The organism is Sphingobium sp. B12D2B, from assembly GCF_025961775.1.
Lineage (GTDB): Bacteria > Pseudomonadota > Alphaproteobacteria > Sphingomonadales > Sphingomonadaceae > Sphingobium.
The window spans coordinates 208,067-227,169 of sequence record NZ_JAOQOH010000001.1 but is presented as its reverse complement, the minus strand read 5'-3'; the positions used below and the strand labels follow the sequence as shown (position 1 = coordinate 227,169).

Below are 19,103 nucleotides of genomic sequence, written 5' to 3'. Positions count from 1 at the left end.
AATGCAGCGGTGTATCGGCCTGTTGCGATAATCCGCCAGGGTTTCGCGATATGCAGCATGTGCGCGTTCAGTCAAAAGCTCCAGCGCAACGATCGCGCTTAGCAACATACGCCAAGAAGATATCGCAGTTCGTCCGACGGCATCAGTCTATACTGATCGGAGCGGCCTTGCTCTTGGCCACCGTCGTGACCCGTGCTCCATGGTTTGGCGACCTCGCTTATCATGAAGACGAGAACTATTATCTCGTTTTCGCAAAGGCGATGCATCAGGGTGCAGTTCCCTATGTGGATGTATGGGACCGCAAGCCATTCGGTCTTTTCATAATCTACTGGCTGATCGCGTTTCTTCCTGGAAATGGCATCGAGGCCACCCAGCTGGTTGCGGGGCTTTTTGCCTTCTGCACCGCCCTCACCATTTCCAGTATCGTCCGCCGCTTCTATCCGGCTATTCCGGCCTGCTTCGCCGGTGTGGCTTACCTCGCTTGCTTGCCGATGTTGATCGGAGCAGGAGGCCAATCGCCGGTCTTCTATAACCTCTTCATTGTCCTTGCCGTTTCATTGTTGCTGCCCTCAGCCGATCGGCAGGCTCAGGATGAAATGCCAATCCGCCGAGCGTATATCGCGATGCTTTTGTGCGGCCTTGCGATCACCGTGAAACCGACGGCGATCGTCGAGGGCGTTTTTATGGGCATTGTGGCAGCCTATCACGCGCTCCACCCGGCCAGCCCCTCGGGCCGAACCCGATGGGTAAGGATCATCCAGTTCGCGCTTCTCGGCGCTGCGCCAACGCTCATGATCTTCTTTGGCTTTGCGGCGATCGGGAAATTCGAAGACTATTGGTTTGCTTCCATCCGCTCAGTGGGCTTGAAAGCCCCTCAGTCTCTCGACGTGACAATCCAGGTTGCCAAATGGCTTAGCCTTATTCTCTGTCCGTTGATTTTGATGAGTGTTGCAGGCGCGCATTACCTCGTCCGTACGCCAGACAAGAAGACCGTTGCTGTCTTTCTGGTCTGTTGGATGTTCGCTGCGCTGGGCGGGTTTCTCATGATTCCCAACTTCTGGGATCATTATGCGTTGCCCCTCTTGCCACCTCTGGTCGTGCTGGCTTCGCCCATATTCGCGCGCAAAGGGACCGGTTTCCTTTGGCTCTTGGTCCTTATCATCTGGGCGGCACTCATAAGCGGGTGGCCAGATCGCTCTCGTGTTTTGGAGCGCAGAGGATACATCGAGCAGCTTGCGAGGGCAATTGACGGTGCCCGCCATGGAGGTTGCTTCTACCTGTTTGAAGGGCCGCCCGTTCTGTACGCACTCACAGATGCCTGTCACGTGACGAGCAGGCTGTTCCCGCAGCATATGAGCTTTTCGCTGGAAAGCCCCGCCATCGGACTCGATCCTTCCGAGGAAATGCGGCGAATTCTCTCACGTCGCCCGGCGGTGATCGCGTTGTCACACACCCCTCTCGTGCGCCCGCACAACGAAGCGACGCGCGCTATTCTCATGCAGGGCTTGCAGCGCAATTATCGTTTGATAGCAAGGCTTCCAATGAACGAGGCCCATCGGCCCCGTTATGAAATGGAGGTCTGGGCGTTGCCCGCCCCCCCGCCGCACCGCCGTTTCACTGCACCTGGGTCGAAATCCGACCACCTCTTAGCATTTTCCAAACAGTTCTGAGCGTAAATCAAGCGCAATGGTCGGCGCATGCCGACGACAGCTGAAAGCAGACCTGTCGATGAATGCATTTGGACGAAAGACCGGTTTAGGCGCCAAGTCGTCCTTTGGGGTTGCGCGGCCGATGCATGGGGGCGTTCCCTCAGCCAGTCCAGCCGTCGCGCCGCTAGAACCAGCCGCGCCAGATATTTCCCCTGCTGGCGTAGGCTCCACCCCCGACCGCCACGCCGATGCCCTCGGGCGCCTGAATGAGCGGATGAATTCCGAGCATGCGCAGACCGATCATTCGCAGGGTTTCGAGGCCAACGTCCATCGCATCAAGGAGCAGGTGCTGCCGCGCTTGCTGGAGCGGGTAGATCCGGAGGCGGCGGCGACGCTGACCAAGGATGAGCTGGCCGAGGAATTCCGGCCGATCATCATGGAGGTGCTGGCGCAGCTCAAGCTCACGCTCAACCGGCGCGAGCAGTTTGCACTGGAGAAGGTGCTGGTTGATGAGCTGCTCGGGTTCGGGCCGCTCGAGGAGTTGCTGGCCGACCCGGATATCAGCGACATCATGGTCAACGGCCCGGCCCAGACCTACATCGAGAAGAAGGGCAAGCTGCAGCTCGCGCAGATTCATTTCCGCGATGAGGAGCATCTGTTCCAGATCGCCCAGCGCATCGTGAACCAAGTCGGCCGCCGGGTCGACCAGACCACGCCGCTAGCCGACGCGCGCTTGCCGGACGGTAGCCGCGTCAACGTGATCGTGCCGCCGCTCTCCTTGCGCGGTACGGCGATCTCGATTCGTAAGTTCGCCGCCAAGCCGATCACGCTGGACATCATGGCGCGGGGCGACTCGATGTCCGACAAGATGGCGACGGCGCTCAAGATCGCCGGGGCCTGCCGGTTCAACATCGTGATTTCGGGGGGCACCGGCTCGGGCAAGACGACGATGCTGAATGCCCTCTCCAAGATGATCGATCCGGGCGAGCGCGTGATCACCATCGAGGACGCGGCGGAACTGCGTCTCCAGCAGCCGCATTGGCTGCCGCTCGAAACCCGGCCACCGAATCTGGAAGGGCAGGGGGCGATCACTATCGGCGATCTGGTCAAGAACGCCCTGCGTATGCGGCCGGACCGCATCATCCTGGGCGAAATTCGTGGCGCGGAATGCTTCGATCTGCTCGCGGCCATGAATACCGGCCATGACGGCTCCATGTGTACGCTCCACTCCAACAGCCCGCGCGAATGCCTGGGCCGTATGGAGAACATGATCCTGATGGGCGACATCAAAATCCCCAAGGAAGCCATTTCCAAGCAGATCGCCGATTCGGTGGACCTGATCGTGCAGGTGAAGCGCCTGCGCGACGGCTCGCGGCGCGTCACGAACGTCACCGAGGTGATCGGCATGGAAGGCGACGTGATCGTCACCCAGGAGCTGTTCAAGTTCGAGTATCTGGATGAAGATGCGGACGGGCGGATCATCGGCGAATATCGCTCGATGGGCCTGCGCCCCTATACGCTGGAGAAGGCGCGCGGGTTCGGCTTCGATCAGGCGCTGCTGGAAGCCTGCCTCTAAGGGCAGCGCGTTCGTCCGTCATTGGGTTGCGCTCCGTCCGGGCTTCCGACATCTTGCCGCATAACGCCCCTCACGGAGAGACACCCCATGCCTTTCAGGACATCCCTCATGCTCGCCGGTGCGTTTCTGCTGGCTGGCAGTGCCGTCGCCACCGCTCCGGTACTGGCGGCTACCGAGGCAGCCGTCGCCATCAAGCCGGACATCGCCGCAGCCGTGGCTGCGCCGACCCGCACAGCCAGCAATGTTGCACGCGACACATATCGCCACCCGGCCGAAACGCTGAGCTTCTTCGGCGTGAGCGGCAATCAGACAGTCGTCGAATATTTCCCCTCCGGTGGCTGGTATCTCGAGATTCTCGCTCCGTTGGCGGCCAAGGGCGGCGGCACCTATTATGGCGTCCAGCCGGGCGGGCAGGGGCGCCAGTCCACAGAGAAGCTGATCGCATCCAATCCCGCGCTCTATGGCGGGGTGAAGCTGGTCGAGCTGACCGAGGTGCCAGATGGCGCGGCGGATACTGTGCTCACCTTCCGCAATGTCCACAATATGGTCATGCGCGGCAATGGCGGCGAGATTTTCGGCCAGTTCTTCCGGATGCTCAAGCCCGGTGGCGTGCTGGGGGTGGTCGATCATCGCCTGCCCGAAGACCGCGACACCGCGGCCGAGAAGACGAGCGGCTATCTGAAAGTCTCGACGGTGCGCAAGCTGGCGGAGGATGCCGGCTTCGTGCTGGAGGCAAGCTCTGACGTGAACGCCAACCCGCGTGACACGGCGGACTGGGCCACCGGCGTCTGGACGCTGCCGCCGACCCTGCGCAATGGCGCGGTCGATCGGGACAAATATCTGGCGGTGGGCGAAAGCGACCGCATGACGTTGCGGTTCCGCAAGCCCGGCTAAGCGGCGCGGCCCCGCGCAGCCCCCATCTTTTATGCGGGGGCGGGCGGGTTGCCGTCTGATGGGGCCTGTGCGGCGATCTGCCGCAACGCCTGCTCATAGGCTTCCGCGGGCTGCGCGCCGGAGATCAGGTAGCGACCGTCGATGATCGCTGCCGGCACGCCTGTCACGCCGCGGGTCTGCCAGAGATATTCGGCCTGACGCACATCATTGGCATATTCATCCGAGTCGAGCACCGCGCTTGCGGCATCCCGGTCCAGTCCGGCTTGCTCGGCGGCGTTGAGAAGCACGGCAGCGGTCGCGATATTCTCGTTGCGGCTGTGATAAGCCTCAAACAAGGCGCGCGCGAGGGCCGGCTGCCGGCCCTGCAGCCCTGCCCAATGCATCAGGCGATGGGCATTGAAGCTGTTGTAGACGCGCGTCTCCAGCGAGGTCTTCATGTCGAAGCCCAAAGCGGCGGCGCGATCGCTCACCACGGCGCGGCGCTGGAGGATCTCGTCGGGCGTTGATCCATAAGCCTGCGCAAGATGATCGACGACAGTGCGTCCCTCCGGCGCCATATCTGGGCTGAGCTCGAACGGTTGGAAATGCAGATCGACATCCACGTCACCCGCCAGGCGACCGATGGCCTCTTCAAGCCCGAGCAGGCCCAACACGCACCAGGGACAGGCAATGTCGGATACGAAGTCTATTCTGAGGGTGGGGGTCATGGTCTCTCCTGATCGCGACGAGTGTAGCGGAGGGGAGGGGGAGCACAACCCCGGCGAGGGCCGTCTACCGCCGCCTCTGGCACATGAAGAAGGGGCGACAGACTATCGTCCATCGCCCCTTCATGTTGATCGTCGGCCGGGTCAGCGTGCCCGGCGATCTGCGTCTCAGGCTGCGAGCTTGCGCAGCACGTAGGGCAGGATGCCGCCGTTGAGGAAGTAATCCAGCTCGTTCACCGTATCGATGCGGCACAGCGCCTCGAAGGTGAAGCTGGTGCCGTCCGCGCGGCGCGCTTCTACCGTCACTGTCTGGCGCGGCTTGAGGCCGGCGACGTTGCGGATGGTGAAGCTCTCGTCGCCCTTGAGGCCCAGCGTCTCGCGGTTCGTGCCCTCGGGGAACTGCAGCGGCAGTACGCCCATGCCGACGAGGTTGGAGCGGTGGATCCGCTCGAAGCTCTCGGCCACGACCGCACGCACGCCGAGCAGGCGCGTACCCTTGGCCGCCCAGTCACGCGAGGAGCCGGTGCCATATTCCTTGCCGGCGATGACGACGAGCGGCGTGCCGTCGGCCTCATGCTTCATGGCTGCGTCATAGATCGGCATCACTTCGCCGGCATAGCTGGTCATGCCGCCTTCCACGCCGTCCAGCATCAGGTTCTTGATGCGGATGTTGGCGAAGGTGCCGCGCATCATCACCTCATGATGGCCGCGACGCGAGCCGTAGCTGTTGAAGTCGGCAGGGGCGACCTGCCGTTCCTGCAGCCACTGGCCGGCCGGGCTGGCCGCCTTGATCGAGCCGGCCGGAGAGATGTGGTCGGTGGTGATCGAATCGCCGAAGATGGCGAGCGGCTTGGCGTCGATGATGTCGGCGACCGGCGCGGGCGTCATCTCCATGCCCTCGAAATAGGGCGGGTTGGCGACATAGGTGCTGCCGGCGCGCCACGCATAGGTATCCGAGCCGGTCACGTCGATCGCCTGCCAGCGCTCATCGCCGGTGAAGACGGCGGCATAGCGGCTCTGGAACATGTCGCGCGTGAGCGCGCCTTCCATCACCGAGCGGACTTCCTCGTTCGAGGGCCAGATGTCCTTGAGATAGACGTCCGTGCCATCGCTGCCCTGGCCGATCGGCGTCTCGACAAAATCGGTCGTGACCGTGCCCTTGAGCGCATAAGCCACCACGAGGGGCGGGGACGCGAGGAAGTTGGCGCGCACATCCGGGCTCACGCGCCCTTCGAAGTTGCGGTTGCCCGAAAGGACCGAGGCGGCGACGATGTCGTTGCCGTTGATCGCCTTGCTGATCGGATCGGCGAGCGGGCCGCTGTTGCCGATGCAGGTCGTACAGCCATAGCCGACGAGATTGAAGCCGACGGCATCCAGATAGTTCTGGAGACCCGCCTTCTCGAGATAGTCGGTGACCACCTGCGAGCCGGGTGCGAGGCTGGTCTTCACCCACGGCTTGGGCTTGAGGCCCTTTTCGGTGGCCTTCTTGGCGACCAGACCGGCGGCGACGAGGACGCTCGGGTTGGAGGTGTTGGTGCAACTGGTGATCGCGGCGATCACAACGTCGCCGTCACCAATGTCATGCGCCGCGCCCTCGACGGGCACGCGCACGGCGGCGTCCTTCTTGTAGACCTTGGCGAGGTCGGCGTTGAAGACCTCGTCCACCTGCGTGAGGATCACCTTGTCCTGCGGGCGCTTGGGGCCGGCGAGGCTGGGCACGACCGAGCCCATGTCCAGCTCCAGCGTGTCGGTGAAGATGGGGTCGGCAGCTTCGGGGTCGAGCCAGAAGCCCTGCACCTTGGCATAGGCCTCGACCAGCGCGATCTGGTCTTCGTCACGGCCGGTGAGGCGCATGTAATCGAGCGTCTTGCCGTCGATCGGGAAGAAGCCGCAGGTCGCGCCATATTCCGGCGCCATGTTGGCGATGGTCGCACGGTCGGCGAGACTGAGCGCCGAAACGCCGGGACCGTAGAACTCGACGAAGCGGCCCACCACGCCCTTGGCGCGAAGCATCTGCGTGACCGTGAGCACGAGGTCGGTGGCGGTGATGCCCTCGGCCAGCGTGCCGGTCAGCTTGAAGCCGACGACCTCGGGAATGAGCATGGAAACCGGCTGGCCGAGCATCGCCGCTTCGGCCTCAATGCCGCCGACGCCCCAGCCGAGCACGCCAAGGCCATTGATCATCGTCGTATGGCTGTCCGTGCCGACGCAGGTGTCCGGATAGGCCACCGTTTCGCCATTGGCGTCGACCGAGGTCCACACGGCCTGTGCGACATGCTCCAGATTGACCTGGTGGCAGATGCCGGTGCCGGGAGGAACGACCTTGAAGTTGTCGAGGCTCTTCGAGCCCCATTTGAGGAAGTCATAGCGCTCGGCGTTGCGCTGATATTCCAGCGCGACATTGTCCTCGAACGCCTTGGGCGTGCCGAACTCGTCGACCATCACCGAGTGATCGATGACGAGGTGGACAGGCACCTGCGGGTTGATCTTGCTGGCGTCCGCGCCGAGCGCGTTCATCGCGTCGCGCATCGCGGCGAGGTCGACCACGCAGGGCACGCCGGTGAAATCCTGCATCAGCACGCGCGCGGGGCGATACTGGATCTCGTTGCTGGAGGCCGTGGGGTTCTTGAGCCAGTCGATGACCGCCTGCGCATCGCTGGTGGTGACAGTGACGCCATCCTCGAAGCGGAGCATGTTCTCCAACAGCACCTTCATCGAGAAGGGAAGGCGCGAGCAATCGCCGAGCTTCGCGGCGGCCTTCGCCAGCGAGTAATAGCCATAGCGCTTGCCACCGACATCCAGTGTGTCGCGCGTGCCAAGCGTATCCTGTCCGATCGCGGTCATCAGCGGGTCTCCTCGAAAAATATCAGTGGCTGGCACTCCGCATGGTTCTAGCCGTTCAGTGCGGTCGCAGCGCAGGGCGTTTTGATCGGTTGGGCCATAACGGTTCAATGCGACCTGTCAACGGGAGCGCGAGCGCGGGCCGGGCCAATCAGAGCGCGGACGTGGCGCCCCGGCTCGGTGCCGATAGGATTGGATTGGTGGCGGGACAGCCAATTCATCCAAAATGGAACAAAACTGGTTCAAAAGGTTAATCGAATGGCGCATATTGGTGTCAGATCAAGCAATTGAGGCTCCAAATGTTAACAGGCTTCGATGACAACCCGCGTTATGATGCAAGCTTTGCGCCCCGGCTCGACCAGATGCTGTGCGAAGCGTTGGAGCAGCCCACGGTCCTGGTGGGAGGGGATCGCCCGGCAGGTGACTTTTTGGCGCGGGCTGCAGAGCGCGCGGGACTGCAATGCATCGGGTCTACAAGCCTCACGGCCCTTCTTTGGTCGGCGGTCTCGACCGTGCCCGATCTGCTGCTGCTCGATCTAAGGGGTGAGGAGGCCCACGACTGGCTGGAGCATCCCTTGGCGCCACAAGTCATGCTGAAGGGGCGCCGGGTCTGTGTGCTCGTCGATCTGGCTTCCCTCGAGCGCGCTTTTGCGCTTCTCGAAGGCGTCGAGGCCGAGGTCTTGTGCGATCCCAGCCTTGCGGACATCGTCACGATGCTCGTCTCAGCCGGGCTGCGCCCAATGACGTCCGGGCCTGCGACGATGCGCGATATCGCCGGGGACGGGGAGGGCGTTCGGCTGGAGAGACTGAGCGAGGAAGTCCGCCGGCTCGCCCAGACGCTCGAGCGACTGTCCGGCAGCGCCAAGCCTGCTTCATCGCTAGAGGGTTCGACATCGCAAAGCGGACAGGGGCTTTCGTCGCCGCCCTCCACGCAAAAGCCTCAGGCCGCAGCGCTCCCAGCCCAGCCGGCCATGGCGGAGCGGTCGCCGATCGAAAGCCGCGCCAGCGCCGCAGAGATCCGCGCCCTCATCCGGGCGCGGCGGCTCCGCGACGAGTTTCTGCCGGCGGACCTGTTCGCCGATCCCGCCTGGGACATGCTGTTGGACCTGCTGGCGGCCCGCCTTGCCGGCCAGCGCGTTTCGGTTTCGAGCCTCTGCATTGCCGCTGCCGTTCCGCCGACCACGGCGCTGCGCTGGATCACGCAGCTGACCGAACGCAAAATCCTGGTCCGGCTTGCTGATCCCACCGATGGACGGCGGGTATTCATCGACCTGACCGACGAGACGGCGGACGCAGCCCTGCAATGGGTCGACAAGGTGCGTCGCAGGGGCGGGCTTCTGGCGCCGCCGCGTTGAAGCACAGCTTGACCCGCCCCCATAGCGACCGATAAGGGGCGCCTGTGACGGACGAACCGTCACGATGCTGCTGGGGCGATTAGCTCAGTTGGTAGAGCGTCTCGTTTACACCGAGAATGTCGGCGGTTCGAGCCCGTCATCGCCCACCAGCATCCTGTCCGGCGATCACACGGGCGCGCCAAAGCGCCCGCTGTTGAAATCATCGATCGCGGCGTGGATTTCCGCTTCGCTGTTCATCACGAAGGGCCCGTAGCCGACAATCGGTTCGTCGATCGGTTCGCCGGTGAGGACGAGCAGGCTCGACTCACCTGCGGCCTGGATTTGAAGATCCTTGCCGTCCTGGCTCAGTAGCAACACCTCGGCCTCATCAAGCGGCTGGGTGCCATTGATTGTGAGGCGGCCGCTCAGCGCGACAATCAGGGCAATGTGTCCCTCAGGCAGATCGAGCGTCGTGTCCGCGCCTGCGTTCAGCCGCACATCCCACACGTTGATGGGCGTGAAGGTGCGCGCCGGCCCCTGAGTGTCGCCAAGTACGCCCGCGATGATGCGTGCGGTACCCGTATCAGCACCGAGGTCGAGGGTGGGGATGTCTTCGGCCGAAATCGCCTGATAACCCGCCGGCCCCATCTTGTCCTTGCCGGGCAGGTTCACCCAGAGCTGGACGATCCGGAATGGACCACCGGCGCGCGCGAAGGCGGGCGAATGGAACTCCTCGTGCAAAATGCCGCCCGCGGCCGTCATCCATTGCACGTCGCCAGGGCCGATGATGCCGCCATTGCCCGTGGAATCGCGATGCTCCACTTCGCCATCGTACACGATGGTGACCGTCTCGAATCCACGATGGGGATGCTGTCCTACGCCCCGCCGCGCCTGCGTCGGTTCGAACGCGTGCGGCCCAGCATAATCGAGCAGCAGGAACGGGCTGATCTGTTGCCCAAGATCATGATAGGAAAAGAGCGAGCGAACCGGGAAGCCATCGCCGACCCAGTGACCCTGATTGTTGCCGTAACGGCCGAGAAATGCCTTGCGCACGAACGATCTCCGCAGGCGGGCACGGGCCAGCCTTTCCCTATTCAGATAGGGTGAGGGCCTCAGGAAATGAAGGACGGACGGCGCAGTTGCTCGTCCGGCGCTCGCCCGAGACCGCTCAGCGCGGCGGCAGTGGGGGCCGCATGGCGTTGCGGCGCGGGCGGGTGAAGAGGCGTCCGCGTTCGGCAAGCAGGATGAAGACGAGCGCGACCAGACCGGTGGCCATGAAGCCTTCCGCCAATGGCTGGGTGGTGCCATCGAACCGTTGTCCGGTCGCCGCCCCGATCAGCGTGGCAATCGCCATGCGCGCAAAGCTCTGGAAGCTGGCGGCTGATCCGGCGATGTGACCGAAGGGCTCCATGGCGATCGAGCCGAAGTTCGACCCGGTAAAGCCGACCATGCCCATGTTGAGCGCGATCAGCACCATGAACAGCAGCAGCGGCTCGGGATGCATCTGGCTGGCCAGCAGCTGCGCGACGCTGACGACGATGAAGAAGATGAGCGCGAGGTGCGAGACCCTACGGGCGCCGAAGCGCTCGACAATGCGGCTGTTCGAAAAGTTCGCCACCGCCATCGACCCCGCCACGCAGGCGAAGGCGAGCGGGAAGAAAGCCCCGGCATCGAACACGTCGAAGAAGATTTGCTGCGCGCTGTTCAGGAAGCCGAACATGCCGCCCATCATGATCCCCGCGCCGAGCATATAGCCCAGGCCCTGACGATCCTTGACGACCGCCGCCCAGTTGCGGGCGATGACCGGCAGGGAAATGCGCTGGCGCTGGTCTTCATCCAGCGTTTCCGGCAGCCGGCGCCATGTCCACACCAGCACGATGCTGGCATAAGCTGCGAGGACGAGGAAGATCTCGCGCCAGGATGCCACGGTCAGCACCAGTTGACCCACGGAGGGAGCGATGACCGGCACCAGCATGAAGATGATGAAGATCACGCTCATCAGCCGCGCCATGGTGTCGCCCGAGTAGCGATCGCGGATCACGGACACGGCGAGCACGCCCAGGCCCGCGGCAAAGAAGCCGTGCACCGCGCGCATCGTGAGCAGCATCTCGTAGGTCGGCGCCAGCGCGCTGGCGAGGCCGCCGAGCGCCGAGAAGGTAATGCTGAGCAGCAGCATCGGCCGGCGCCCGAACCGGTCGGCCAGCGGACCGGCGACCAGCGAACCGACGGCATTGGCCAGCATATAGGCCGTGATCATATATTGCAGGGAATTGGGGTCGGCCACGTTCAGGGACGCGCGAATCGCTGGGAAGGCTGGCAGCATCGCATCGATGGCGAGCGCATTGAGCGCCATGATCGACGCCATCAGGCCGACAAATTCACGTTCGTTCATAGGAAAGGGCTTGGCCGCAGCAGTCATGTCGTCGTTTCGCTGTTCTGTTCGTGGCACGCCCTATGCACCGCCTGTTGCCATCTGGCCACCCCGTTGTTGCACTGCAGCATGGTTCGGAAGGATGGTGTGTCGCCCATCAGGCATGCAGCAGGAAGACGGCGTGTTCGGCGAACAGATTGGCATTGGCCGATCCCGTCGTTCGGCCATGGTTGAGGAACCATTGGGCATCGATGGTCCAGCCGCGCTCACGCACCAGCGCCCGAAAATCGTCGATGGTGAGGTGGTGGATGTTGGGCGTGTCGTACCAGCGCTCGGGCAACAGCGGCGTCACCGGCATCCGCCCGCCCCACATCAGCGAGAGGCGCCCGCGCCAGTGCGCGAAATTCGGGAAGGACACGAACGCCTGTTTGCCGATGCGCAGCAGTTGCTCGATCACCTTGTCAGGCCGCCGCGTGGTCTGGAGCGTCTGACTGAGGATCGCGAAATCGAAGCTCTTGTCGGGATAATAGCCAAGGTCGGTGTCGGCATCACCCTGGACGACCGGCAGACCGCGTCCGACGGCCGCGGCGACATTGGCCGGATCGATCTCCAGCCCGCGCACATCCGCGTGTGCTCCGTCGCGCATCGCCGCCATGAGCGCGCCATCGCCGCAACCCACGTCCAGCACCCGAGAGCCCGTGGTGACATGGCGGGCGATCAGCGCAAGATCCGGACGCAGGCCGTCAGTCATGCGGCGAAGTCTCTTCGCCATTCAGCAGCGTGTCGAAGGCGGGGTCGAGCCGTTCCATATAGCGGTCCGGCCTTCGCGGACTGCGGAATCCGAGCGGGGCATAGACGCCATGCGCATCGAGCGTGGTGAGTCCGATACGCCGTATGCCCTGGAAATCAGGATGATCGAGAAACCACTGGACCATGCGGCGTGCCAGCCCGGCCCCGCGCGCTGCCTCGTCGACCCACACGTCGCTCAGCCAGGCAAAGGTGGCATGGTCGGTGATCATGCGGGCGAAGCCGATTTGGGTGCCATTGCGATAGGCGCCGAGGCAGTGCGATCCGTCAATGGCCCGGTCCACCAGCGCGCGGGCGATGCTGGGCGACCAGTAGCTCGAGGCTAGCCAACCATGAATGCGCGCGCGGTCCAACCGGACCGGATCGTCGCTCAAAGTGATGTCATGGGGCATCCCGGTCACGCGCCGCCCCTTAGGAAGCCGTCGAGAACACGATTCATCTCCGGCGCATCCAGCAGGAAGCTGTCATGCCCGAAGGGGCTCGAAAGCTCGACGAAGGTCGCGGCCCGACCGGCGGCATGGAGCGCGTGCACGATGTTGCGGGACTCTGTCGTCGGGTAGAGCCAGTCGGTATCGAAGCTGATGATGCAGAAGCGCGCCTGCGTCCGCGCGAACGCACTCGCCAGGCTGCCGCCATGATCTTCCGCCAGATCGAAATAATCCGTCGCCCGGGTGATATAGAGATAGCTGTTGGCGTCGAACCGCTCGACGAAGCTGATGCCTTGGTGACGCAAATAGCTCTCGACCTGGAAGTCGGCATCGAAGCCGAAGGTCTTCGCCTCCCGCGCCTGCAGCTTGCGGCCGAACTTTTCAGTCAGCCCGGCTTCGGAGAGATAGGTGATGTGAGCGGCCATGCGTGCCACCGCCAGACCCGCCGCCGGGGGCTCGCCGCTCGCATAATAGTCGCCGCCGCGCCAGCGCGGGTCGGCCATGATCGCCTGGCGCCCCACTTCGTGAAAGGCGATGTTTTGCGCGCTGTGACGGGCGGTAGTGGCAATCGCCAGCACGGCGCGCACGCGCTCGGGATAGAGGGTCGGCCACGCCAGCGCCTGCATCCCGCCCATCGAGCCGCCGACCACAGCGGCAAGCTGGGCCACGCCCAGATGATCGAGCAGCATCGCCTGGGCGCGGACCATGTCGGCGATGGTGATGACGGGAAAGCGCATCTCAAAAGGCGCGCCGGTGGCAGGATCGATGCTGGCCGGGCCGGAAGAGCCGAGGCAACTGCCCAACACATTGGCGCAGATGATGAAGTGCCGCTCGGGGTCGATCGGCTTGCCAGGCCCCACGGCGCGCGTCCACCAGCCCGGCTTGCCTGTCACCGGATGTTCCGACGCCACGAACTGATCGCCGGTCAGCGCATGGCAGATCAGCACGGCATTGCTGCCCTGCGCGTTCAGCGTGCCATAAGTTTCGTAAGCGATCTCGACGGGCGTCAGGCTAGCGCCGCTATCGAGCCGGAGCGGCCCTGCCAGCCGGATGGACCGCCGCAGGCCGAAGCGCTGGTCTGTGGAAGCGATGGCACTCTCCATGGACATGATCCAGCGCTTGAGCCGAAGAGCGGATATTGTCAATCGGGCCGGCCGGGCGGGGCTGTCGAGCGCATCATCGCGGAGCTTTGGGCGAATCGCACAGGCCTTTGCCAATTGCGCGCAGCGGGGCTAAAGCGCCACGCCATGACAGACGATCTTCAAAAGCCCGCCGCGCCCGTCGCCAAAGACTGGATTATGGCCATCGCGCCTTATGTGCCGGGCAAGTCGAAGGCGGATGACGGCCGCGAGGTCGTGAAGCTTTCGTCCAATGAAAATCCCTTCGGCACGGCCGAACCGGTGCGCGCGGCATTCCGCTCCGCTGCCGATTGCCTGGAGCGCTATCCCGACTCCGCTGCGGTGGAACTGCGCGAGGCGATTGCACAGCGGCACGGGCTTGATCCGGCCCGGATCATCTATGGCACGGGGTCGGACGAAGTGCTGCACATGGCCGCCGGCACCTTCGCTGGTGCGGGCGATGAGATCATCTTCATGCGCTATGGCTTCTCGGTCTACCCCATCGCGACGCGGCGCGTCGGCGCGGTGCCCGTCGAGGTCGCGGACAAGGATTATGCGACGGATGTCGATGCCATCCTCGCCCATGTCACGGACCGCACCCGGCTGGTGTTCCTCGCCAATCCGAACAACCCGACCGGCACGTTCACGCCCCGCGCGGAGATCGCCCGCCTGCATGCCGGACTGCCGCCGCATGTGCTGCTGGTGCTGGATCAGGCCTACAGCGAATATCTCGACGCCGAGGATGACGATGGCGGGCTGGAACTGGCCCGCACCGCGCCCAATGTGCTGGTCACGCGCACCTTCTCCAAGATCTTCGGCCTTGCTGCCGGCCGGGTCGGCTGGGGCTATGCCAGCGCGGCGGTGATCGACGCGATGCACCGTATTCGCCAGCCCTTCTCCTTCCCGATCGCCTCGTCCCGCGCAGCGGTCGCGGCGCTGGAGGCGCAGGACTTTGTGGAGAAGAGCCGCGCGCACAACAGCGAATGGCGCGCCTGGTTCGAGACGGAGATCGGGGCGCTCGGCAACAAGGGGCTGCGCGCCGTGCCGTCCAAGGCCAATTTCAGCCTCGTACTGTTCGAGGGCGAGACGAGCGCCGAGACGGCCTATAAGAGCCTGATGGATGCGGGCTACATTGTGCGCTGGCTGCCGGGGCAGGATCTTCCCAATGCCCTGCGCATCACCATCGGCACGCCGGAAGACATGAAGGGGCTCGTCGCTGCACTCCGTCGGATCGTCGGCGCCTGATGCTGCCCTTTTCGCGCGTTGCCATCATCGGGCTGGGCCTGATCGGCTCGTCGCTGGCGCGCGCCCTGCGGGCCTATGCGCCGACCGTGCGGGTGGTCGGGCATGATGCCAATCCGGACGTGCGAGAGACCGCGCGGCGGATCGACCTATGCGATGATGTGACGGACACGCCCGGCGCGGCGGTGATCGATGCCGATCTGGTGGTGCTGTGCGTGCCGCCGGGTGCGATGGCGCCGGTTGCCGAGGCGATCCGCGACGATCTGGCAGCCGATGTCATCCTCTCGGAGGTGGCCTCCTCCCAAGCCAGCATCATCGCCGAAATCCACAGGGTCCTGCCCGATGTGACGCTGGTGCCGGCACATCCGGTTGCCGGCACGGAGAATAGCGGCCCGGAGGCAGGCTTTGCGACGCTGTTCCGCAACCGCTGGTGTATCCTGACGCCGCCGGCCGGGACCGATCCGGTCGCGGTCACGCGGGTCGAGGCGCTGTGGCAGCGACTGGGCGCCAATGTCGAGATCATGGATGCCGCGCATCATGATCTGGTGCTGGCCGTCACAAGCCATTTGCCGCACCTCATCGCCTATACGATCGTCGGCACGGCCAATGATCTGGAGAGCGTGACGCGCAGCGAAGTCATCAAATATTCGGCCGGCGGCTTTCGCGACTTCACCCGCATCGCCGCGTCCGATCCCACCATGTGGCGCGATGTCTTCCTCACCAACAAAGACGCGGTGCTGGAGATGCTTCAGCGCTTCTCGGAGGATCTCTCGCAACTGCAACGGGCCATTCGCTGGGGCGATGGCGATGCGCTGTTCGAGCATTTCAGCAAGACGCGGGCGATCCGCCGCTCGATCATCGAGCAAGGGCAGGACGACGCCGCGCCTGACTTCGGGCGGCAGCACGAATAATCGGCCGCCGAAACACAGCGATCGCTTCCGCAGCGTATATCCCTGACAGGATATGACGCCTGTACCCGGCTCGGGCATGAGCGCGCCCTCACGACATTTGGGGGGAAAGCAAAATGCCTATCAAGATGAAGACCTGTCTCGCACTGAGCACCGCCACGCTTCTGGCGGTGTCGCCCGCCTTCGCAGAAGATGCGCGTTACTCGGTTGGCGTCACCGCCGGCACGCTCGGCGCCGGGCCGGAAGTGGGGATGAGGATCAATGAGACGTTTGGCGTACGAGCCAGCGCGTCCTTCTTCGATTTCAGCCATGACATCGACGTCAACGACCTGACCTATGAGGGCAAGCTGAAGCTCGAATCCTATGGCGCCGTCGCGGACGTCTATCCGTTCGGCGGCGGGTTCCGGCTTTCCGGTGGTTTCCGCATCGCCAAAAACCGGGTCAGCGCTACGGCGACGCCGACCGAGCCTGTGACCATCGGCGATGTTACTTATACCCCGAGCGAGATCGGCACGCTCTCCGGCACGATCCGCGCCAAGGACTTCGCGCCGTTGCTGACCGTGGGCTATGCGGGCGGCCTGACGCGCGGCATCAAGTTCGGCGTGGACGCCGGCGCCATGTTCCAGGGCACGCCGCGCGTGGATGCGCTGCGGGCCACCGGTAGCCTCGCGACCAACGCGGCTTTCCAGGAGCAGTTGCTCAAGGAACAGGCGGACGTCAACGACGAGGTCAACAAGTACAAGGTTTACCCTGTGCTGCAGTTTTCTCTGTTCTATGCCTTTTGACCTGACAGCGCAGGAATGAACGACGGGGCGCGCCTAGATGGAGCGCCCCTTTATCCAATGTCCCGCGCGATCAGCGGCGTTTGACCGGCCCCTTGCGGCGCGCGGTGTGCCGGATGTTCGGCGGGCGTCCGGTGCGGCGGACGGGCGCACTGCCGGGCCGGCGGCGGTCCTTGCGCTCGGCCATGTGGCTGGCGCCGTGCGGAATCTCGAAGCGCAGCGCGCCGCTCACCGGGTCGGATTCGGCGATGCGCAGGTCGATGCGGTCGCCCATGGCATAGCGATCGCCGCTATCCTCGCCGATCAGCGCCTGCTGCACTTCGTCATAGCGAAAATATTCCCCGCCGAGCGTCGAGACCGGGACGAGGCCATCGCCGCCCAGTTCGACAACGGTGGCGAAGAAACCGAAGCTCTGCACACCGGTGATGCGGCAGGCCATGATCTCGCCGACATGCTGCGCCAGAAACGCCGCGACATAACGGTCGACTGTTTCGCGTTCCGCTTCCATCGCCCGACGCTCATATTGGCTGATCCGCTCGCCGATGGGCGCGAGATCGGCCACGTCTTCCGAAGAGAGCCGCGTGTCGCGCGGGAGCGACTTGTCCGCCGGGGCGGGCATTTCCAGCCCATAGGCGCCGACCAGCGAGCGATGCACCAAAAGGTCCGAATAGCGCCGGATCGGTGAGGTGAAGTGCGCATAGGAGCCGAGCGACAGGCCGAAATGGCCGAGATTGCGCGGGCCGTAATAGGCCTGCGTCTGGCTGCGCAGGATCTGCTCCATGATCTGCGGCCGCGCGGCGGCATCATCCGGAATCTGCTCGATCAGCCGGTTGAAGGTCTTGGTGGTGATCACCTGCCCGAGCGCCAGACTGATGCCGTAGGTTTCGAGATACTCCTTGAGCGTCGTCAGCTTCTCCCGGCTGGGTGGCTCATGAACGCGGTACATGACCGGCGCCTTCTTGGCTTCCAACGCCTTGGCGGCGGCGACATTGGCGGTGACCATGAAATCCTCGATCAGCCGGTGCGCATCCAGCCGTTCGCGGATGGCGATGCTGACAATGCGGCCTTCCTCGTCGAGCACGACCCGTCGCTCGGGCAGGTCGAGATCGAGCGGACCACGGGCATCGCGCGCCTTGGCCAGCGCCCGCCAGCAAGCCCAGAGCGGCACCAGCGCGTCGTCAATCAGCCCATCGCCCTTGAGGCGGTCGATGAGGCCCATATCGAGCCGGGTGTCGGAGAAGGTCCGCTCGGGCTTGCCTTCCACCCGGTCCACGGCGGCCTGTGCCATCTCATAGGGAATGTTGGCGGCGACGCGGATGATCGCGCGGGTGAAGCGCCAGGATTTGAGCGCACCGCCCGGTCCGATGACGAGATGACAGGCCAGTACGGCGCGATCCTCGCCTGCCTTGAGCGAGCACATGTCCGACGAGAGCGCGTGCGGCAGCATCGGCACGACACGGTCGGGGAAATAGACGCTGTTGCCGCGCTTGCGCGCGGAGCGATCCAGTGCCGAGCCGGGCCGTACATAATAAGAGACGTCAGCAATGGCGACGATGGCCTTGAAGCCGCCTTCATTGGCCGGATCATCGTCCGGCGCGGCCCACACGGCATCATCGAAATCGCGGGCATCGACCGGATCGATCGCCACGATGGGCAGGGCGCGCAGGTCCTCGCGCGCATCGGCGTGGAGGGGCAGGTCGTGGACCTTCGCGGCTTCGGTCTCGGCCTCCTCGGGAAACACGTCGGGAATGCCATATTTGTGAATGGCGATCAGGCTGAAGCTACGCGGCTGGAAGGGGTCGCCAAGCACGTCCGTCACCCGCGCCGTGACGCGCGGCGGTCGGCCACTCTTCTCGGCCAGCACGAGATCGCCCGGCTGCGCATCGCCCTGGTCACTGATCGGCGTCTCATAGCGGATGCGCTTGTCGACGGGACGCAGGATCAGCTTGCCGCGCTCGTCCTTGGCCACCACGCCGAGCATCTGCTCGGTCGCGCCGGCCAGCTTCTTCATCGGATGGGCGACCCAGCCATGACCGGCCTGCTCGGTGCGCGCCAGAATCCGGTCGCCAATGCCCAGCGCGCCGCGCTTGCCGCGCTCGATGACGCGCAGCTTGGGAATAGGGTGGCCCTCGGCTTCCCAGCGCTCCGGCACGGCGATGACCTGGCCGCCATCGGACTCGACCACGCGCAGCACGGTGACCTTGGGGACGCCGCCCATCAGGTTGAACGCTCTCGCCTTGCCGGTTTCGAGCAGGCCTTCATCGGCCATGTCGCGCAGCAGGGCCTTGAGCGCGATCTTCTCGTTGCCGCGCAGGCCAAAGGCCTTGGCGATCTCGCGCTTGCCTGCCGGCTGATCGGCATTGCTGATGAAATCGAGGATCTGTTCGCGCGTCGGCAGGCCGGCGGGCTGAGGACGGGTGGGCTTTCTGGGTGGTGCCATAGCGTCGAT

General features: G+C 64.4%; 15 protein-coding genes and 1 tRNA gene. 8 read left to right on the top strand and 8 right to left on the bottom strand.

The annotated features are described in order from the left end of the window. Positions 1–173: 173 nt before the first annotated feature. The 3 genes from M2335_RS01125 to M2335_RS01115 all read left to right on the top strand — a co-directional run bounded on the left by M2335_RS01125 (position 174) and on the right by M2335_RS01115 (position 4,119). A complete protein-coding gene (locus M2335_RS01125; protein WP_264588154.1) occupies positions 174–1,670 on the top strand; it encodes an ArnT family glycosyltransferase in 1,497 nt (498 codons plus the stop codon). A gap of 58 nt (positions 1,671–1,728) precedes the next feature. Further along, on the top strand, positions 1,729–3,225 hold the full coding sequence (locus M2335_RS01120) for a CpaF family protein (RefSeq protein WP_264571622.1): 1,497 nt from the start codon (positions 1,729–1,731) through the stop codon (positions 3,223–3,225). 87 nt (positions 3,226–3,312) lie between these two features. Further along, positions 3,313–4,119, top strand: coding sequence for a class I SAM-dependent methyltransferase (locus M2335_RS01115; protein WP_264593521.1), 807 nt, complete (start codon positions 3,313–3,315; stop codon positions 4,117–4,119). Between the two features lie 29 nt (positions 4,120–4,148). On the opposite strand, the gene M2335_RS01110 is transcribed toward M2335_RS01115, so the two are convergent. Both M2335_RS01110 and acnA read right to left on the bottom strand, forming a co-directional pair. Beyond that, positions 4,149–4,826 (bottom strand): DsbA family oxidoreductase, encoded by a 678-nt coding sequence (locus tag M2335_RS01110; RefSeq protein WP_264593520.1) that lies wholly within the window; start codon positions 4,824–4,826, stop codon positions 4,149–4,151. Between the two features lie 165 nt (positions 4,827–4,991). Beyond that, complete coding sequence (gene acnA, locus M2335_RS01105; RefSeq protein WP_264593519.1) at positions 4,992–7,667, bottom strand: aconitate hydratase AcnA; 2,676 nt, start codon at positions 7,665–7,667, stop codon at positions 4,992–4,994. A 296-nt stretch (positions 7,668–7,963) separates the two neighbouring features. Here acnA and M2335_RS01100 point away from each other — a divergent pair, with 296 nt between their 5' ends. Together M2335_RS01100 and M2335_RS01095 are read left to right on the top strand one after the other, a co-directional pair. Further along, positions 7,964–9,019: a MarR family transcriptional regulator gene (locus tag M2335_RS01100; protein ID WP_264593518.1), complete on the top strand. Its 1,056-nt coding sequence runs from the start codon at positions 7,964–7,966 to the stop codon at positions 9,017–9,019. Positions 9,020–9,092: 73 nt separating this feature from the next. Continuing rightward, positions 9,093–9,168: transfer RNA gene (locus M2335_RS01095), tRNA-Val, on the top strand. A 16-nt stretch (positions 9,169–9,184) separates the two neighbouring features. Here the strand turns inward: M2335_RS01095 and M2335_RS01090 are convergent. The 5 genes from M2335_RS01090 to metX all read right to left on the bottom strand — a co-directional run bounded on the left by M2335_RS01090 (position 9,185) and on the right by metX (position 13,713). Then, on the bottom strand, positions 9,185–10,051 hold the full coding sequence (locus M2335_RS01090) for a pirin family protein (RefSeq protein WP_264593517.1): 867 nt from the start codon (positions 10,049–10,051) through the stop codon (positions 9,185–9,187). 115 nt (positions 10,052–10,166) lie between these two features. Beyond that, entirely contained in the window at positions 10,167–11,390 is a 1,224-nt protein-coding gene (locus tag M2335_RS01085; RefSeq protein ID WP_264577776.1) for a multidrug effflux MFS transporter, read from the bottom strand. Positions 11,391–11,526: 136 nt separating this feature from the next. Next, positions 11,527–12,120: a methionine biosynthesis protein MetW gene (gene metW, locus M2335_RS01080; RefSeq protein WP_181561002.1), complete on the bottom strand. Its 594-nt coding sequence runs from the start codon at positions 12,118–12,120 to the stop codon at positions 11,527–11,529. Next, on the bottom strand, positions 12,113–12,568 hold the full coding sequence (locus M2335_RS01075; RefSeq protein WP_264595330.1) for a GNAT family N-acetyltransferase: 456 nt from the start codon (positions 12,566–12,568) through the stop codon (positions 12,113–12,115). The genes metW and M2335_RS01075 overlap by 8 nt, the downstream gene beginning before the upstream one ends. Positions 12,569–12,573: 5 nt before the next feature. Further along, the gene (gene metX, locus M2335_RS01070) at positions 12,574–13,713 is read right to left on the bottom strand and encodes a homoserine O-acetyltransferase MetX (RefSeq protein WP_264593516.1); all 1,140 of its coding nucleotides are present in this window, start codon (positions 13,711–13,713) and stop codon (positions 12,574–12,576) included. 138 nt (positions 13,714–13,851) lie between these two features. On the opposite strand from metX, the gene hisC reads away from it, so the two are divergent. The 3 genes from hisC to M2335_RS01055 all read left to right on the top strand — a co-directional run bounded on the left by hisC (position 13,852) and on the right by M2335_RS01055 (position 16,657). Further along, entirely contained in the window at positions 13,852–14,967 is a 1,116-nt protein-coding gene (hisC, locus tag M2335_RS01065) for a histidinol-phosphate transaminase (protein ID WP_264593515.1), read from the top strand. Next, positions 14,967–15,875, top strand: a complete 909-nt coding sequence (locus M2335_RS01060) for a prephenate/arogenate dehydrogenase family protein (RefSeq protein WP_264583903.1) — start codon at positions 14,967–14,969, stop codon at positions 15,873–15,875. The genes hisC and M2335_RS01060 overlap by 1 nt, the downstream gene beginning before the upstream one ends. Positions 15,876–15,988: 113 nt before the next feature. Continuing rightward, positions 15,989–16,657 (top strand): hypothetical protein, encoded by a 669-nt coding sequence (locus tag M2335_RS01055; protein WP_264593514.1) that lies wholly within the window; start codon positions 15,989–15,991, stop codon positions 16,655–16,657. Between the two features lie 70 nt (positions 16,658–16,727). Here the strand turns inward: M2335_RS01055 and M2335_RS01050 are convergent, their stop codons facing one another. Beyond that, positions 16,728–19,094, bottom strand: a complete 2,367-nt coding sequence (locus M2335_RS01050; protein WP_264593513.1) for a ribonuclease R family protein — start codon at positions 19,092–19,094, stop codon at positions 16,728–16,730. Between the last annotated feature and the right edge of the window lie 9 nt (positions 19,095–19,103).